Source organism: Halocynthiibacter sp., assembly GCF_049608145.1.
GTDB lineage: Bacteria > Pseudomonadota > Alphaproteobacteria > Rhodobacterales > Rhodobacteraceae > Halocynthiibacter.
This window is the reverse complement of the sequence record NZ_JBMYXF010000036.1, coordinates 14,121-32,510: the sequence shown is the minus strand read 5'-3', so window position 1 is coordinate 32,510 and position 18,390 is coordinate 14,121. Positions and strand designations below refer to the sequence as shown.

Genomic DNA, 18,390 nt, shown 5'->3' with positions numbered 1-18,390 from the left:
ACACCACGGCGCGACGTCTGATTGCCGCTTTTGGTGGGCCAGTTGCGGCGCCTTCTGCGAACCCGTCCGGGCGGATCAGCCCGACCAGCGCGGATCACGTCATTGATGGGTTATCAGGGCGGATTGATGCGGTGATTGATGACGGGGCCTGCCCTGTGGGTGTGGAAAGCACGATTGTTGGCTTTGACGGCGATGATGTGGTTCTCTTGCGCCCCGGCGGCCTGCCTGCGGAAAATATTGAACGCTGCCTTGCGCGCAAACTGAAACGCCCGGAATTTGCCATGGGTGACGGCGATCAGCCGATTGCGCCGGGACAGCTGACATCCCATTACGCGCCTCAGGCGATGGTGCGGTTGAACGCAGACCAGGCCTTGCCCCATGAGGTTCTGCTGGGCTTTGGCCGGGTGGAGGGTGCAACCGAAAACCTGTCGGAAAGCGGAGACCTGCAGGAAGCGGCGGCAAATCTGTTTGCTATGCTGCGCAGGCTGGATGCGACCCGCCGGGCGATTGCGGTGTCACCTGTGCCCGATCATGGGCTGGGACGTGCGATCAATGATCGTCTGCGCCGGGCCGCTGCGCCCAGAGACTAAACCAGAGACTAAACCCGCAGGACGTTTTCTTCCCCGTTTTTCAACTGGATCACACAGCCCTGTTCTTTCGGAAGGACGGCCAGGTCTTCCATGGAAAGCCCCAGCCAGAGACCACGGATCACCACGGAAGTGACACCATGGGTGACAATCACAGAGGGACCTTTGAGATGATCAAGGAATGAGATCACCCGGGCACACATGTCAGAAAATGTTTCACCATTTGGACTTTGAAACAGCCAGTGGTAGTCGTCATAATCGCCCGTGATCTGCGTGCGGATTTCTGTGCGTGTCAGCCCTTCCCAATCGCCAAAGGCGACCTCTTGCAAGCGTTCATCCTGCGCAAAAGGCACATCTCCCAAGGCAATTTGCGCCGTATGCACAGCCCGGCTTTGGGGGCTTGCGAAACGATGGGGGTATTGCGCCAGCAGCGGTTGCAAGATCTGGTTCTGGCATCCTGCCTGTGCTTGCCCCAGTTCCGTTAGGTCAGAATTGCGCCGCCCCTGAAAGCGCCCAGCAAGATTCCATTCCGTCTGACCGTGGCGCAGAACCAAAAGATCGGGCCAGTTATGCAGGCGAACTGACATCACGCATGTCCCGCGCTGGCAGATAACATGATTGGATCAACACCGAGGCTTTGCAGCGCGGCGGTCCATTGCTGCTCAGGTGCGGTTTCAAACACCAGTTCTGGCGTTGCATCACAGGTCAGCCAGCCGTTCTGTAGGATTTCCCCGTCAAGCTGTCCACCGCCCCAGCCCGAATAGCCAAGTGCCAGAATTGCACGCACAGGGCCCGTACCTTCGGCGATATCACGCACGACATCTTTGGTTGCCGACATGGAAAAATCATCATCCACCCGCAACATACCATCATCGGGCGTATATTCCGGCGAATGCAAAACAAATCCACGCCCCATTTCCACAGGTCCGCCAAAATGCACATTGGGTTCCGTGGTGCGACGGATATGTGGAATTTCAAGTTGTTCCAATAGATTTGGAAACGTCACATCTGCGGACGGCTTATTGATGATCAGCCCCATCGAGCCCTCATCCGAATGCGCGCACATGAAAATCACGGATTTCTCAAACCGGGGATCACCCATTGAGGGCATGGCGATCAGAAGCTTGCCGCAAAGATCTGCGGAGGTCCGCTCTGTCTGGTTATTGTCAGCCTGTGTCATACTGTATGATATGACTTTGGCGGCAGGCAGGTGCAAGGGGCGATTGGCGGAAAGACGCAATGCAGCATGTGCTCGCCGGAATGTGAGTTTTCTTTCACAAACGCATGGCTATGGTGGCGGTATGAAAAAATTCTCTGCATTCGCCTTCTCTGCTTTGACCGCATTCACCTTGGCTGGTGCCGCCCCCACCTTGGCCCAAGGGTTTGAAAGCGTACGTGACACCCAGATCCTGAACGGCTGGCGTGAACGGGATGGGACGCGCATGGCGGCGTTTCGCATTGATCTGAATGAAGGCTGGAAAACCTATTGGCGTGCACCAGGTGAAACCGGCATTCCGCCGCAATTTGACTGGTCACGGTCGCGCAATGTGGCCTCTGTACAGTTCCACTGGCCCCGGCCCGGCATTCACGACAATGCGGGCGTGCGCACGATTGGCTATAAGGACGCCCTGATTTTGCCGGTGGAAATCACCCCGATTGATCCCAGCCAGCCTGTGCATGTGAATGTCCAGATGAAACTGGGCGTCTGCGAAGAGGTCTGCATTCCTCTGACCCTAGATTTTACCGATGATCTGATCGGCAACACCGGACCAGAAGCGCAGCAAACCGACATTCGCTTGGCCATGGCACAAAAACCGCAAAGCGGGCGTTCGGCCGGGATGGGACAAGTGCAGTGCACTTCCAGCCCAATTTCAGATGGTATGGTTCTGACCGCATCCCTGCCGGGGCATCGGATCGGCAATGACGATGTGGTGGTGTTCGAACTGCCCGATCAAAAAATCTGGATCAGCTCGGCGCAATTGACACGTGAAGGCAATACTCTGCTGGCGCAGGTGGATATGGTGCCGCCATCGGCCACACCTTTTGCCCTAGATCGTTCTCAGGTACGTATCACCGTGATTGGCGAAGATCGCGCGGTGGATATTCAGGGCTGTCACGGCTGATTACGCCAACCGACAATCAGACGGGTTGTGATCAGGACAACTGCGCTGATCCCCGTAAAGATCAGTAACGCAGAACTGCTGGCAGATCCTGTAAACATGGGTAAAAAGCTAGGCAAGCTCCCTGTAACAGCGACGCTTCCGAAACTTAGAAGGAAGGCCCCTGCAAGCACCGCCCCACAGCCCAAAAGGATTGGCTGCAACTTTGTTCCCGGCCTGCGCAACCCGCGCTTTAGCGCTGTGAACTGACGCTTCAGATCAAGTTGCATAGCCAGAAGTGCCGGCACCACCAGTAAAACGAGGATCATGCCAAAGCCCAATCCATAGACCAGGGTGATCACTGTAGGTTTCAGGAATTCCGCTTGAACAGAACGTTCAAACAACAGCGGTGCCAGGCCCAGAACCGTGGTCAATGTCGTTAGCATTACGGCCCGCAAACGGTCACAGGTGGCGTCAATAATTGCGCTGATCCGATCCCGGTTTTCTGAGTATTCCTCAACTGTGGTCACCAAGACAATGGAATCATTGATGATAATCCCGGTCATACCTATCAGCCCCACAACAGAGAACATCGACAGCGGCACTTCCCAGCTGACATGCCCAAATATCGTACCGATCAGACCAAACGGCACTATCGCCAACACAACGGCCGGGCGCATCCAGCTTGCAAAGATCCAGGCCAAAGTCAGGTAAATTCCGATCATACAAAGAGAGAACCCTAGGAAAGCATCAGACAGAAATTCCTGTTCCTGTTCGGCAAGCCCTGCGATCCGGAAGGCCACCTGATGATCGCTTTCAATGTCTGGCAGAATTTCACTGCGAAGGATCTCGTTGATCTCTGCTGCGCGGGTAGGGTCATCTTCGGAAATATCACCTGTAACCGCGATCAAACGAATGCCGTTTTCACGTCGCACCGTGGAAAAGCCCTTGCGGCTTTCGACGGTCACAATGTCAGACAGTGGTACATATTCCCCGCCCGGCGTGCGCATATGGGTGCGTTCTAGAAAGTCAGCGGTCAGTTCATCCACCGGCAATTCGACGCGAATGGCAGCGGAACGCGGACCATCTGGATAGGTCGCGGCTTCGATTCCGCCAAGCCGGTTGCGTAACACGCGCCCCAGCCCATCAATGGTAAAGCCCAACGCCTGGCCCTGTGGGGTAAGCTCTAGGATCAGTTCTTCCTTGTCATAAGCCAGATTATCTTCAAGAGCAGACACTTCGGGGTAATGCTGAAGGGCGGTTTTCAACGCTTCTGACGCTGCCTTCAATGTATCCGCGTCTGCGCCAAAGAATTCCACATAGAGAGAGTCACCACCGGGCCCAGACCGTGACCCGCGAAAGCTGACCGTTTCTGCACGGGGATGATTGCGCACCTCATCCTGCATGTCAGCGACAAATTTAAACGCAGACCAGGGACGCAGATCCGCGTCAATCAATTCAATCGCGATACTGCCCAGCTGGTCTGGTGTTTTGGCATCCGTACCGGACAATCCACGCCCTGTATTGCCGCCGACTTCAGCCAGCGCATAAGTCATGGGCCAAGTCCCGTATTCTCCTGCGTAACGCTTGCCAACCGCATCCGCAGCACGTTGCAATTCGCGCATCATCTCGAAACTGTCGTCACGGGTGGCACCAGGGGCCATGGCAAAGTTGCCATAGATAGAAGACCGCTCTGGGCCGTTAAAGAACCGCCATTGCACATCGCCCCGGATAAACACCGCCGCCTGTGTCGCCAAAAGAAACACGGCCCCGGCCAGCACCGCGTAACGGGCGCGCACGACCCAATGCATCAGAGGGCGGAAGGCAGCTTCGCGTAGCCAGCGGAAACCTTTGTTCACCTGGCGGTTGGGCCAGTCATACCAATGTTCTTTGGCGCTGTGTGTCAAGGCATGGGCCATATGATTGGGCAAGATAAGGAAACATTCCATCAGTGATGCCATCAATACAGCAACCACCGTGAACGGAATGTCTGAGATCAGATCACCAAAGCGCCCACCAACAGCCACAAGCCCAAAGAACGCGATGATCGTGGTGATGGTTGCCGAAAACACCGGCGCAGACATGCGGATCGCGGCGTTTTCAGCGGCCGCATTCGCACTTTCACCAAGACGACGCGCCCGGAAATCGGCGTGTTCCCCCACAACAATCGCATCATCCACGACGATACCTAGGGTGATGATCAGGGCAAAAAGAGACACCATATTGATCGTCAGGCCAAAAATATACATCAAGGCAATCGTGGCCAGCATGGCAACTGGAATGCCCGCAGCAACCCAAAAGGCGATACGGGCGTTCAGGAACAAAAACAGCAACAGCAGGACAAGCCCCAGCCCCATCAGACCGTTATCCAGCAGGATATTCAGGCGGCCTGAAATTGCTTCGGCACGGGTGCGGATCAGATCAACAGATACAGATTCGGGTAAAACTTCGCGCAACTCGGATGCCACACGTTCTACATCACGTTGCACTTCGATTGCGTCGCCCTGCCCAGATCGATCCACCCGCACAGAAATCGCGGGGTCTTCGCCAACGAAGTAGGCGCGTTCACGATCAATACCACCACGCGAAATCCGGGCGACGTCATTAATGGTCAAACGTGACCCATCGTCATTTACACGCAGGACAATGGCTTCGATCTGATCCACAGACCGGGTTGCCGTACCGGTGCGCACGCGGGTGTTTGTACCTGTCACATCGCCTGCAGGATCTGAATTCACCTCACCGGCGATAGCCCGGGAAATCTGTTCCATTGTGACGTCATGCCGGATCATCGATTGCATCGGCACTTCGACAACAATTTCACCTGCAGCAATACCCCGAATGGTGGATCGGGTAACACCAGCGGCAAACAGGCGTGTCACCAACTCATCCGCGAAACGGCCAAGTTGCGCCACACCTACGGGACCAGTGATAACGACATCTGTCACACGATCCCGCCAGTTGCCCCGACGCACATTTACGTCTTCGGCATCTTCAGGCAAGTTCGTAATCGCATCGACAGCAAGCTGCACATCATCAGAAGCACGCCCCATATCCTGCCCTGGTTCAAATTCCAGCCAGATACTGGCGCTGCCTTCACGTGAAGACGCCTCGGACGAGGTTACGCCATCAACAGACAAAAGCGCCGGTTCCAGCACCTGCACAATCGCACTGTCGATATCTTCCGCACCAGCGCCCTTCCAAATCGCAGAAACGGTGATGCCTTCAACAATGACATCCGGGAAGAACTGCGTACGCATTTTCGGCAGGGCGGCTATGCCCAACGCGATCATCATCACCAACAGCAAATTGGCAGCCGTACGGTGGCGGGTGAAATATGACAGAATGCCCCGGGCGCGTGACATGGATCAGCCCCCCATACGGGATTCGATGCGTTCCACCACCTGGGCGGGCACGCTTGGTTGTGCAAGTTGGTCCAGCACACGGGTACGGGCGGCGTCAGGCATACGCGTGTTGCCTTCAACAAAGGCGATCAGTGCGGCGCGGCGGTCTTCTGTCAGCTCAATCAGGTCTTCCTGGCCACTTTCCACGGTATCCGGGTTCATAGGGCGCACAAGGATGCCGGCCCCCAGAAGCGGCGAGCGTTCCGCAACGATACGTTGTCCCGCAAGCCCATCTGCCGCAAGGATCACATTATTGCCCTGACGACGCAAAAGCTGTGCTGGCAAGGTTTCCAGACGATTATCATCATTGACCATCAGGACAGTACCATCCGCATCCCATGCGGTGGCAGGCAGCAGGACTGTATTGTGCAAAACCGGTTCCTCCACCTTGACGGTCACGAAGTCACCTGGACGAAAGCCTGCAGGGGTTTCAAGTCGGGCAAACAACAACCGTCCGGTCTGTCCCGCCTCAACGGAACCGCTTTCCCGGGTTACAGCCCCCGCGCTGATCAGATCCACACCCAACACATCAAGGATGATCTGCACCTGTGCGTTTTGCAGGCTGCCACTGTCATCCAGAAGCCGGGTATATTGCGCAGTAGAAACACGGAACGACACTTCCAATTCAGACGGATCCGTCAGGGTCGCAAGCCGTTCATTTGTTGACAATAGCCCGCCCCTCACAATGGACACATCGCCAAGGGTTCCGGTGAATTCTGCATAGATTTCAGTATCCTTTAGACGGCGCTGCGCATCAGATACAGTCAAATTCTGACGTGCCAGCCCTGTTGTCGCCTGATCAAGTCGCGCTTCGGCCTGTGCAAGGGAAAGGCGGCGGGATACAACAGCCTGCTGTGCCTGTGACGCCGCAAGTTCCGCAGTTTCCACGCTGGCGGCGGTACCTGCACCACGCGCCAGAAGATCACGCTGTCGGGACAGCGCGGCATCACGCAGATCGCGCTGTGCTTCTGAAGCAGACAAATCATCCTGGGCAAGGGATAGCGAACGCTCTGCATCACGCAAGCCAGCTTGTGCTTCAGCCAGAGTGTTCAGCGCAACGTCAAGAACTGAACGCGTATCAGCCGGATCAATCCGCGCCAAAAGCTGACCTTGCTGTACCACACCGCCGTCAACAAAATTCTCTGCAATTTCAATCACACGACCGGAAGATGTTGCCCGTAGATCAAGACTGCGGCGCGCGCGAATTTCACCAAACACTAGCAATTCAGGTTGTAGATCCTGTGTGTCAGGTATGACAACATTTACAGAAAACACCCGTTCACGCGATCCCGCGCCGTAGCTTTCGCTTTCACCACGCGATTTCAGTGCGGACAGCACCGTCAGGCCCGACATGGCCAGCAAACCAATAGTCAGGGAAAGAATAAAAAGCCCGGTCAGGCTACGTGTGAGAAACCGCATGGGGATCCTTCCGACGTGGCGTGCCCCAGTGATCGCGGGGCAATTGATACATGTTCCGGGATTATACGGTCACCGGGACTATTTCCGTCGCTCATTTTCAGTAAGACGCGGAAAAATTTCCACAAAGTTACAAGGCATGTGGCGGTAATCAAGTTGGTGCTGCAAAATTTCATCCCAACCATCTTTACAGGCACCAGGACTGCCGGGCAGCGCGAACAGGTAAGTGCCCTTGCACACGCCACCGGTTGCACGGCTTTGCACGGCGGATGTGCCGATTTTTTTGATCGAAACCATGGTGAAAAGCGTACCAAAAGCTTCGATCTCTTTTTCATAAATATCGCGATGGGCCTCCACAGTCACATCACGTCCGGTCAGCCCAGTTCCACCGGTGGAAATTACGACGTCAATCTCAGGATCATCACACCAGGCGCGCAGTTGCGCTGATATATCAGCCCGTTCATCGGGAATAATATCGCGCGCGGCCAGAACATGCCCGGCCCCTTCCAAACGTTTCACCAGCGTATCACCGGATTTATCTTCAGCCAAAGACCGACTGTCAGACACAGTTAGAATGGCGATGCGCACGGGGATGAATTCACGTTCGGACATAGTAGCCTCTGTTAGGGTCGGAGTTTCGCCTGGATTTCCAGAAGATCATGCCAAGCATCGCGTTTGGCTGCAGGGGTGCGCAGCAAATAGGCCGGGTGGAACATCGGCATGACAGGCACATCCTGTGCCTTGCCCCAAGTGCCGCGTAAACGTTGTATGCCGCGCTTACCCAGCAGGGCGTCACAGGCGATGTTACCCATAAGAATGATCACATCCGGTGCGACCAGTTCGATGTGGCGCTGCACAAACGGGCGCATCATGTCGATTTCCTCAGGCAAAGGCTCGCGGTTCTGAGGCGGACGCCAAGGCAGAATATGGGTGATATACACGGCCTGTTCAGCATCGACCGCATCCCGCGCCATATCAATCGCGCCCAGCATTTTATCAAGCAATTGACCGGCCGCACCGACAAAGGGTTTCCCCTGGCGATCCTCTTCGCGATCGGGCGCTTCGCCGATGATCATCAGACGGGCATTTGCATTTCCGTCGGAAAACACAAGATTGCGCGCGCCCCGTTTCAACTCGCAGTGATCGAAACCTGACATCGCCGTTTCCAGAGCATTCAAATCCTGTGCTCGGGCGGCTGCAGACTTTGCCTCAGCCACCGGATCAGGACCAACCACCTCAGGAACAGGAAGTGCCTGCGCGGTTGCCGTCTCAGGCTTAGCTGCGCTAACGGGCTTTGCGGGAATGTCGTACCGATTCACAGGATCTTCCGAGAGCGCTTCATCCGCCCCCAGTTCGACCTGCCATTCAAGGGCGGCACGTAATTCCCAGTGATCCATAGATTCGAGCTTCATATCCCAAAACTACGCCAGCCCAGCCTGGAAGGAAACCGGCCATTTCGTCCCAGAGCCAAGACATCCGTACAGCTGGGCAACTGCACCCTCTTGCCCCATGCGCCTTCTCCCCCTTATAAGCAGGAAAATCATGATGGAGTTCTCATGACCATCCGCGCAAAACATCTGCTGGGGATCGAAAATCTCGCCCCGGATGAAATCACCGCCATTCTCGATCTGGCCGATCAGTATGTGGATCTAAACCGGCGTCAGATGAAGCATTCCGATGCTCTGGCCGGGCTGACCCAGATCAATATGTTCTTTGAAAACTCAACCCGAACACAGGCGAGTTTTGAGATTGCAGGCAAACGCCTTGGCGCGGATGTCATGAATATGGCGATGCAGGCGTCTTCCATCAAAAAGGGTGAAACCCTGATTGATACGGCCCTGACGTTGAACGCCATGCACCCAGATATTCTGGTGGTGCGTCACCCCCATTCCGGTGCCGTGAACCTGCTGGCCTCTAAGGTGAACTGTGCGGTTCTCAATGCCGGTGACGGCAAACATGAACATCCGACCCAGGCCTTGCTGGATGCCCTGACAATCCGCCGCAAGAAAGGCCGCCTGCATCGCCTGTCTGTGGCAATTTGCGGTGACATCGCCCATTCCCGCGTGGCGCGATCCAACATCCTGCTGCTGGGCAAAATGGAAAATCGAGTGCGCCTGGTTGGCCCGCCCACCCTGATGCCATCCGAGGTGAAGGAACTTGGCGTCGAAGTTTATGACGACATGCGCGAGGGGTTGAAAGACGTAGATGTGGTCATGATGCTGCGCCTACAGCGCGAACGTATGGATGGCGGCTTTATCCCGTCGGAACGTGAATATTACCACCGTTACGGACTGGACGCCGAAAAGCTGTCCTATGCCAAGGACGATGCCATTGTCATGCACCCTGGCCCGATGAACCGAGGCGTGGAAATTGATGGCACAATAGCCGACGACATCAATCGATCCGTTATTCAGGAACAGGTAGAAATGGGCGTGGCTGTGCGTATGGCGGCCATGGATCTGCTTGCGCGCAACCGAAAAGCAGGAAATGGGAATGACACAGCAATATACGCCTGACCTGCCTGAAGACGAACCCGTCATCCAGACGATCAAACCAACGGTTTCTGCTTATCTTCTCAGATATGTTCTCTGGATTGGCATGCTTGTTGCCTTGCATTATGCTGATCTTCTGGGTGAAACCGCATCTGAGCGAATTTTCCAGACCTTCGCGTCCCTGATCGTTTTCATGGGTATCGAAGCCTGGCTGATCGGAGAACCCTTTTACTGGTTCAAGGCCTTGCGTCGTCGCTGGTATCTGACGCCTTATCGGCTACACATCGGCAACCCACAGGTATTTGACGTGATCGATCTCTATGACATCGACAGTATCGGGATCTGGATGTTTTGGGGTGTGCGCCTTTATGCCCGTGACGGGACTGTTCACAAATTTGATTATACTTGGACCCCCAGAAAACTGCGCGATCAAATTCTTGATGCCCGTGCGCGCGCGAAGGAACTGGAATGAATTCGTTTTATCGCAGTCTGACACCAACAGCCCCTCTGAAAGACGATGAATATATTGTCACAAGCTTCACAGGGGATCGCAAAACCTATATCCGTGACCATCTCTGGCTTGCTATCTTTGCAATGCTTCTTGGTATGGCCGCCCTTTGGCTGATGGGTAACGCCCATATCTGGACTGGCGCAGTTGGTGGTCTCTTTGCGATCACCGTGCGTGGGTTTTATCTTGCTTCTGACGATCTGAAAGCCCGCTGGGATCTGACCAATCAACGTATTATGGGGCCTCAGGAACGTATCGCAGATTTTTCTGAGATCGTCGAAATGAAGGTGATCATCAGCTCTGTGCAACTGATCACCCGTTCGGGGTTGAAGCATCTGATCCGTTTTCAGGCCGACCCCAAAGATACCCTGCGCCAGATCGAAGAAGCCCGCACTAATGCCGCATTGAATGCTGATGGGTAACCCGGCCGCGACACATAATTCTCCTGATGGGATATATCGATGAAAACACTGCTGACAAACGCCCGCCTGATTGATCCTGAAGCCGGAACAGACAGCATTGGCACACTATTGATTGCAGATGGCATCATCCAAGCAATCGGGCCAGACGCTGAACAGGCAACAGTGGACACCCGGATCGATTGTCAGGGCAAGTGCCTTGCGCCCGGGATCATCGATATTGGCGTCAAAATCGGCGAACCAGGGGAACGTCACAAAGAAAGCTATCGGACAGCCGGCCTTGCCGCCGCCGCTGGTGGCGTTACCACTATGGTGACACGTCCGGACACGACCCCGGCGATGGATACCCCGGAAGCCCTCAGTTTCGCCAGCCGTCGTGCATCCGAGGTCACTCCGGTCAATGTCTTGCAAATGTCTGCCTTAACCAAGGGACGTGACGGGCGCGAAATGGTTGAGATGGGGTTCATGAAAGATGCAGGTGCCGTGGGGTTCACCGATTGTGACCACGTGGTGCGTGACCCCAAAGTGTTTTCCCGCGCGCTAACCTATGCACGTTCGCTTGGCGCTTTGGTCATGGCCCATCCCCAGGAACCCGACCTCAGCAAAGGTGCCGCCGTAACCAGCGGAAAATTCGCCTCCCTGCGCGGCCTGCCCGGCGTGTCACCGATCGCTGAACGCATGGGGCTTGAACGCGACCTGGCGCTGGTTGAGGTTTCAGGCGCGCGTTATCACGCAGATTGCCTGTCCAGTGGTACTGCTCTGCCCGCATTGCAACGCGCAAAAGACGCAGGTCTGGATGTAACAGCGGGCACGTCGATCCATCATCTAACCCTGAATGAATTTGACGTTGATGACTATCGGACATTCTTTAAGCTGAAACCGCCGTTGAGATCCGAAGATGATCGTCAGGCAATGATTAAAGCTGTTGCAAGCGGCCTGATTGATACGCTTTCCTCGTTCCACACCCCCCAGGATGAAGAAAGCAAACGCCTGCCCTATGAAGAAGCCGCATCAGGTGCAGTTGGGCTTGAAACGCTTCTGCCTGCGGCCATGCGCCTATATCATGCGGGTGATCTGACACTGCCTCAACTCTGGCGGGCGATGTCACTGGCGCCTGCGCAACGACTGGGTCTGGCTGCGGGTCGTCTGACAGCAGGCGCGCCGGCAGACCTGGTTCTGTTCGATCCCGACACGCCCTTTGTACTTGATCGCTTCCAGCTTCAGTCAAAAAGTAAAAATACGCCCTTTGACGGGGCTCGGATGCAAGGCAAAGTGTTGATGACCTTCGTCGCCGGACACGCAGTGTTTCAAAAGGACTGATCCAAATGCCATTTATCGAAACTTCACAGCCAATGCTGATCTTGGTCGCCGTTCTGGGATACCTTGTCGGATCAGTGCCATTTGGCATGATCGTGACCCGCATGATGAACCTTGGCAATCTCCGCGAAATCGGATCAGGCAATATCGGCACAACCAATGTCCTGCGTACTGGCAGTAAAAAAGCAGCCGCTCTCACTTTGCTTCTCGATGGTGGGAAAGGTGCCGTGGCCGTTCTGATCGCACATGCCATTTTTGCCGAGGACGCTGCCCAGTTGGCTGGCTTATGTGCTTTTCTTGGGCATCTGTTTCCTGTCTGGCTAAGGTTTAAAGGCGGGAAAGGAGTCGCAACTTTTCTCGGCATCATGTTGGCGCTAAATTTCTGGATTGGTCTACTATGCTGTGGGACCTGGCTGCTGATCGCAATCAGCCTGCGAATTTCATCCATGGCAGCCCTAGTCAGCGTTGCCATATTGCCTGTCTGGATGACACTCTTACAGCAGGGCCAATTGCTGTTGTTAGGGCTAATCCTGACCATTCTGATTTATGCCAAACACTGGCCTAATATCCGACGCCTGCGCGCGGGAACCGAACCTAAGATTGGCGGAAAGTGATACCTGAGCTGAGCCAAAAACTCCTCCAGGTTCGATTAAAGGCAGCCAAAAAAAGACGGATCAACGAGAGATGTAGCGTAAGCGTTGCGAAAGCTGCTACTGTGTCCGTCGTCATATAAAATGGGACATCAGAGCGGTTTGAGCATCGGAGACTCTAGTTCGTTCTATTCCGCCTGTTTTTGATGTTGCAAGCGGCGTTGTTCACGGCCTGCCCGGCAGGGTTATGCGCAGCATGATCCCGAGAGGGGGCCAATGACGTGACGAGAGTACAGGTCCAAAATTATGGCCAGATACAACCATCCTTCCTCTGTCCAGATGTAGGAGTGGACTTGTCGCGTTTAAGTTCCGATTCTTTGACTTGGTATTTTGCCGCAAAGGAGAACGGAAATCTCAAACGGACACAGTGAAAAATTTAAGCGAGATGCGGTTCTGAAACAGGAACGCGCACTCTTAAAAAACGACGGCCTTCTTTGCGAGTCAAAAACAATGAGGTTTGCATTTATTGACAGGATGAAGAAGGACTTTCCCATCGAAGCTTTGTGCCGCGTTTTGAAGGTGGCCTCGCGTGGGCGGCGCGCATGACGGATGCACCCAATGAGCCGACGCCAGCGTGATGACATGATTTTGTTGGCACACATCAGAGAACAGCACCGCCTATCTCATGACAGCTATGGTCGCCCCCGATGACTGAAGAACTCAAAGAGCTTGGGTTAGCGGTTGATCATCGCCGCGTTGGCTGGCTGTACATGGCAGTGGTTATTGATCTCTATTTCCGGGGCATGGTTAGGCAGGCCCGCTCTCATCAATACTGCGTACCGATTACCGCGCAGTAATCAGTAATAGGCTGAAGAAGAGCTTCGCAATCCACGCACTACAAATGGCGATTAACCTGCGCAAACCCGAAACCGGATGCGTTCACATACGGATCGTGGGAGCCAATATTGCGCGCATGAGTACAGGAAAATCTTGCGATAGCAGGGCTTCCAGATCTCAATGTCGAGCAAGGAAATTTCTGGGATAATGCTATCACGGAAACCTTCTTCAAAACGTTGAAAGCGGAGCTGATCTGGCGACAAACTTGGCAAACAAGAAGGCAGGCGGAGGCTGCCTTGTTCCAGTACATCAATGGATTTTTGCAATCCACGCAGGAAGCATTCAGCATTGGGCTACAAAAGCCCCCTCTCGACAGATTGCTTTGCAGTCGCCTGCCGGCAATGCTTAGCATTCGAAAGGAAGGTCGCGTAAATAAGCACATGGATCGGAACAAATCCGTGACAAGTCCAGGGGCTGTGTCAGATCAAGTCGAAACTAATACACAATAGCAGGCGCGGAAACCGCGCCTGCCTTATTCCTATTCTTGGGGTGTCAGCCTAGGAACTCAAAATGATCCTGACTTGAAGCGAACCAGACATCTTCGGTCAAAATGGTCTTGCCATCAGCGGTTGTTGCAGAGGATTGCATCAGGTCACGCCCGTCGTCATCGGTTGCCAGATGCATTTCAACGGAAATCTGCTCAATCTGGAGACTGCTAAGAGAGACAAGCTCGCCCTCATCGACAATCGCGTTGCCATCATCGATCCAGAGCTCTAGGCCAGACAGCTCGCTGCCGGTCAGTTGCCCGTCACCATTAACGTCCAGTTCCTGCAACTTGTCATACCCGTTGCCATATTGACCGCCCTGGTCCCCGAACAAACGATTGCCATCCATATCTGTCGTGGCCATACCATCACGGTTATCGATCAAGATACCGTCTCCGTCGCCGGAAAACCATTCGATGATATCCTCGGTGCCGTCCCCATCAATATCAAAGAACACAGTCCGGCCCAGAATATCATCAGCATGTTTATCCTGTGATGATGTTGCACCCGTAACCCCGATTTTGCCATCTCCATTGAGGTCAAATGCAATGGGAGAGTAGACCCAAATCTTGACTTCGGCAGTATCGGTGTTCCCATACTGATCCTCAATCGTGTATTCAAAGTAGTGATAGGAGTTGTAGTTAGAGTGGCCGGGCAGCGAACCACTCACGCGGACTTCGCCTGTATTTTCATTCACAATCGTTGCAGAGACAGACCCATATCCCGACTCTGTCTTGTCGATTGAGATCATTTTCACCTTTGAGCTCGGGTCAAAAATGTCATTGGCGAACAGGTTATAGTTGAGAGCCCGGCTTATCGTTCCGGATCCGTTGTCCATGTTCATGGAGTACACGTCATCAATCGCATCCGGCTTAGCGATCACATACATACCCGCATCGATATCAGTCCGTTTCTGACCATCGCCGAGCGCCACATTAACAACGCCTGAAGCATTGACATCGCTGTCGAGGGCGCCGTTGCTGCCTGTCCCTTTTTCGGTAAAGGTGTATTTTGCATCCGGTGAAACTTTTACGGTGTAATCGCCTTCCGCAAGCTTGTTGAAGATATAGTTACCATTGCCATTGGTTTTCGTGGTCTGCAGAATGTTTCCGTCTTTGTCGAGAAGGGAAACTTTGATGCCAGAAGCGTTTGCCTCACCGGCATCCTGAATCCCGTCACGATCTTCATCAATCCAGATCCGGTTCCCGATAGATCCGGTCCCACGGTAATCCAACATCAGGCCGCCATCGATATTGGAGAGGTGTTCACCATCATCGAGAGTAAAGAGGTCAGTTGTGCTGTCAGTGTCTGTGAAGTCGTTGTCTTTTTCGTCATCTCCGCCCACATACATGGGGCTGATTGTATAACCGTCCGGAGTTTCCATGCGAACGAAATAGTCACCTTCGCCAATATCATCGAAGGTATAGTTCCCGTTGTTATCCGTTACCACGGTGGCAAGGACGTTGGTTCTCGCGTCTAGCAGTTCAACCTTTATATTCCGCGCTCCCTTTTCACCGGAATCCTGAAGGCCGTTCCTGTTGGTATCATACCAGATACGATCACCAATTGAGCCTGAACCACTGAAATCAGAGATGAAACCCGCATCCACATCGAGTTTTTTCTCACCGTCTCCGAGAGTAAACTGCGCAGTTTCACCTGAGGCATTGATATCGCTGTCTATGGTGTCATCAGAACCGCTGTTCCGTTCAGTTGCAATATGCCCGTCAGGAGCACTGAAGCGCACTGAATAGGTGCCCTCTCCAATATTTTTAAACAGATATGCGCCCTTCTTGTTTGTTGTGGTCGTAAGAAGAACCACACCGTTTTCGTCAAGAAGTTCGACCGAAACTTTCCGCAGGCCATCTTCATTCTGGTCCTGAATACCGTCCCGGTTGCTATCCAGCCAAACGCGGTTCCCGATGGATCCGGTTCCGGAAAAATCTCTCACAAGCCCGGCATCGACATTCGTAAGATCCTGGTGCGCGTTAAGTGAAATATCGTCGGTGATACCTGTCTTCTGGTTAACGTCACTGTCAAAGTCATCTTCGGTATCAACCTTTACTGACATTGAATCCAGGGTCCAGTCGTCGCCACGCGCATGTTTTACAGAGCTTTGGTCTGTAATCCGGACGATCAGCCCTTCACCAGTTCCGCTCAGCGTGATGGACTCAGGCTTTTTGTAGGACTTTTTCACCGAGCTCCAGTCATAGCTGTCGACCACAACCCCGTTTTGATCAACCAGTTCGAACGTCGCGCTTGCGGAACCGGCTTTCCCGGTCTTCTTACTGTCGTGCATGTTTTTAAAGACTGTCATATCAATCTTCAGAGATTGATATACGTCAGCGTCACCCACAGCAATTTCGATAGCTTCGCCGTTCTTTGTATCATCATCGCCCTGGTTGAAATGCAGGCCGTCAACTTTTGAAACAGAACCTTTCCCAATCTCTACATCCAGGCCGTTCAGCTCAACATCGGCTTTCGTCCATGATTTTGCAGAATCCATAAGTTCGGCAGGGGCGGCTTTTGATTTAACCGAAGAAGGAACCACCACACTATCTTTAACGGTGAACAAGAAACCATCCGGTTTTTCGACCTGCACCCTGTAGTCAGCACTTCCGATCTTATCGAACAGGTATTTCCCGTCTGCATCTGTTTGTGTGGTTTTGATAACGGTTCCGCTGTCATCCAGAAGGTGTACAGTTACGTTGGCAGCGCCGGCTTCTCCTGCATCCTGTACGCCATCGCGATCAGTATCATACCAGACTGTATCACCGATAGATGAGCTGACTTCTTCCCGCACTTCACGGAAGTCGAGATTACGTTTCAGAGGGATCGCATTTGAACCATCCGGGAGAAGGTCCGGATTACCCGGAAGCAGGAAGGCCCCGTTGTCAAAGTTGTCACCATTGGGATCTGAGTGCCCGTCATTGAGATCACTTCCCTCGAATACATCCAGAATACCGTCCCGGTCACTGTCAGTAGAGTTCGCGATCTGCTCTGCTGTTACGCCTGTACCATTTTCTTCGTAGTCTTTCAGACCATCATTGTCGCTGTCATCATCCAGATAGTCATAAATGCCATCCCCATCTGTATCAGCCGGCGTCAGCCCTGCGACTTCATAGGCATCATCCAGACCGTTCTCGTTCGCATCAATCCCGGAAGGCGCGATATATTCGCCAGTAAGCTGCAATTCGACGTTATCTGTAATACCATCATTGTCGCTGTCCTGGTCGTGGATGTCATAGATACCATCTCCATCGGAATCCAGGGTCGATATCGGAGAGGCCACAACATCCAGATTGTTCAGCGCCCAGTCATCCGCCCGGCTTGATGTTTTTGGCGAGAGATCTGTCACGCGTAATGTGATCCCAGCACCGTTTGCGTAAAGGTTGATCGGAACACGCTGCTGATTGCCAAGTTCAGAAATCCAGGTTGCTTGCGCCAGAACAACACCATTCTCATCAACCAACTCAAACAGTGCGGATACAACTCCAGGCGTGGAACCAAGAGCGGGAAAGAGCTGCGAAACTTCGAAACTGACTTCGACACGCTCTTCCAGCCCAGGCGTGTCACTGCCCAGTGGGATCTCAGTTTGGCTGGTAACCTTCGTATCAACTTTCTTGTAGTTGAACACCAAACCGTCATTCTGAATTGTGATCTGATTGGTTTTGTTAGCAGCCAGCCCCTTGGCTGTCACGCCTGCGGCTTCCCAACTGGCTTTGTCAGAAAACGAAAGCTCCCGCGCTGTATCAGGCAACCCGCTTTCGGTGCTGTCAAGGAAGCCATCGTTATCATCATCCACATCGATAAGATCACGAATACCATCCCCGTCGGTATCTGACGTAATGATAAAGCTGGCGAATGTGATTGGGCCATTAGGGAAGGTGAAATAGTTGATCGGTTCGTCAACATCAGGATTCGCGTCTTTTGCACGTGTGATGGTCAGCGTTCATTTTGACGATCGTACCGCTGGCAAGCGTAATTGTCTGATTTGGCTGAGTGGCGAAGATAACGTCGGTGAACGGAGGGTTGCCACCCGGGTTAAGAACCCGCAGCCCGGGCAGAAATATGGGGTGGAGCGCATCATTCGCAAAAACATCAATTGTGACGCTGTCACCGGCTTCTAGACTTACACGTCCGTCATCATTGGCTTTTATCATAGGTTTAACCTTACTC

Annotated in this window: 15 protein-coding genes and 1 pseudogene; 8 read left to right on the top strand and 8 right to left on the bottom strand. The window is 53.7% G+C overall.

The genetic code is table 11. The features are described from left to right. A partial coding sequence (locus ACPGUT_RS11305; RefSeq protein WP_423991425.1) for an L-threonylcarbamoyladenylate synthase occupies window positions 1-590 on the top strand: 590 nt, incomplete at its 5' end. Window positions 591-598: 8 nt separating this feature from the next. Here ACPGUT_RS11305 and ACPGUT_RS11300 read toward each other — a convergent pair. Together ACPGUT_RS11300 and ACPGUT_RS11295 are read right to left on the bottom strand one after the other, a co-directional pair. Then, the gene (locus ACPGUT_RS11300; RefSeq protein ID WP_423991423.1) at window positions 599-1,174 is read right to left on the bottom strand and encodes a histidine phosphatase family protein; all 576 of its coding nucleotides are present in this window, start codon (window positions 1,172-1,174) and stop codon (window positions 599-601) included. Continuing rightward, window positions 1,174-1,767, bottom strand: coding sequence for a YqgE/AlgH family protein (locus ACPGUT_RS11295; RefSeq protein ID WP_423991421.1), 594 nt, complete (start codon window positions 1,765-1,767; stop codon window positions 1,174-1,176). Before ACPGUT_RS11295 ends, ACPGUT_RS11300 begins: the two co-directional genes overlap by 1 nt. Window positions 1,768-1,888: 121 nt before the next feature. On the opposite strand from ACPGUT_RS11295, the gene ACPGUT_RS11290 reads away from it, so the two are divergent. Beyond that, complete coding sequence (locus ACPGUT_RS11290) at window positions 1,889-2,710, top strand: protein-disulfide reductase DsbD domain-containing protein (protein ID WP_423991419.1); 822 nt, start codon at window positions 1,889-1,891, stop codon at window positions 2,708-2,710. On the opposite strand, the gene ACPGUT_RS11285 is transcribed toward ACPGUT_RS11290, so the two are convergent. The 4 genes from ACPGUT_RS11285 to ACPGUT_RS11270 form a co-directional block, all read right to left on the bottom strand. Further along, the gene (locus ACPGUT_RS11285) at window positions 2,701-6,051 is read right to left on the bottom strand and encodes an efflux RND transporter permease subunit (RefSeq protein WP_423991417.1); all 3,351 of its coding nucleotides are present in this window, start codon (window positions 6,049-6,051) and stop codon (window positions 2,701-2,703) included. The two genes, ACPGUT_RS11290 and ACPGUT_RS11285, sit on opposite strands and share 10 nt — an antisense overlap. 3 nt (window positions 6,052-6,054) lie before the next feature. Then, window positions 6,055-7,509: an efflux RND transporter periplasmic adaptor subunit gene (locus ACPGUT_RS11280; RefSeq protein WP_423991415.1), complete on the bottom strand. Its 1,455-nt coding sequence runs from the start codon at window positions 7,507-7,509 to the stop codon at window positions 6,055-6,057. A gap of 78 nt (window positions 7,510-7,587) precedes the next feature. Further along, complete coding sequence (gene moaB, locus ACPGUT_RS11275) at window positions 7,588-8,118, bottom strand: molybdenum cofactor biosynthesis protein B (protein ID WP_423991413.1); 531 nt, start codon at window positions 8,116-8,118, stop codon at window positions 7,588-7,590. Window positions 8,119-8,129: 11 nt separating this feature from the next. Continuing rightward, a complete protein-coding gene (locus ACPGUT_RS11270) occupies window positions 8,130-8,918 on the bottom strand; it encodes a uracil-DNA glycosylase (RefSeq protein WP_423991411.1) in 789 nt (262 codons plus the stop codon). A gap of 144 nt (window positions 8,919-9,062) precedes the next feature. Here ACPGUT_RS11270 and ACPGUT_RS11265 point away from each other — a divergent pair, with 144 nt between their 5' ends. The 6 genes and pseudogenes from ACPGUT_RS11265 to ACPGUT_RS11240 form a co-directional block, all read left to right on the top strand. Further along, window positions 9,063-10,022 carry an aspartate carbamoyltransferase catalytic subunit gene (locus tag ACPGUT_RS11265; protein ID WP_423991409.1) on the top strand — a complete coding sequence of 320 codons (960 nt, stop codon included), beginning with the start codon at window positions 9,063-9,065 and terminating at the stop codon, window positions 10,020-10,022. Next, entirely contained in the window at window positions 10,000-10,470 is a 471-nt protein-coding gene (locus ACPGUT_RS11260) for a hypothetical protein (RefSeq protein WP_423991407.1), read from the top strand. Before ACPGUT_RS11265 ends, ACPGUT_RS11260 begins: the two co-directional genes overlap by 23 nt. Next, entirely contained in the window at window positions 10,467-10,928 is a 462-nt protein-coding gene (locus ACPGUT_RS11255) for a hypothetical protein (protein WP_423991405.1), read from the top strand. Before ACPGUT_RS11260 ends, ACPGUT_RS11255 begins: the two co-directional genes overlap by 4 nt. Window positions 10,929-10,967: 39 nt before the next feature. Continuing rightward, window positions 10,968-12,245, top strand: a complete 1,278-nt coding sequence (pyrC, locus tag ACPGUT_RS11250; protein ID WP_423991403.1) for a dihydroorotase — start codon at window positions 10,968-10,970, stop codon at window positions 12,243-12,245. A gap of 5 nt (window positions 12,246-12,250) precedes the next feature. Continuing rightward, a complete protein-coding gene (gene plsY / locus ACPGUT_RS11245) occupies window positions 12,251-12,856 on the top strand; it encodes a glycerol-3-phosphate 1-O-acyltransferase PlsY (RefSeq protein ID WP_423991401.1) in 606 nt (201 codons plus the stop codon). A gap of 414 nt (window positions 12,857-13,270) precedes the next feature. Beyond that, a pseudogene (locus tag ACPGUT_RS11240) lies at window positions 13,271-14,101 on the top strand (IS3 family transposase); the annotation flags it as partial. A 120-nt stretch (window positions 14,102-14,221) separates the two neighbouring features. Here ACPGUT_RS11240 and ACPGUT_RS11235 read toward each other — a convergent pair. Both ACPGUT_RS11235 and ACPGUT_RS11230 read right to left on the bottom strand, forming a co-directional pair. Then, window positions 14,222-18,016, bottom strand: coding sequence for an SdrD B-like domain-containing protein (locus ACPGUT_RS11235; protein ID WP_423991399.1), 3,795 nt, complete (start codon window positions 18,014-18,016; stop codon window positions 14,222-14,224). A 109-nt stretch (window positions 18,017-18,125) separates the two neighbouring features. Continuing rightward, a complete protein-coding gene (locus ACPGUT_RS11230; RefSeq protein WP_423991397.1) occupies window positions 18,126-18,374 on the bottom strand; it encodes a hypothetical protein in 249 nt (82 codons plus the stop codon). Window positions 18,375-18,390 lie beyond the last annotated feature (16 nt).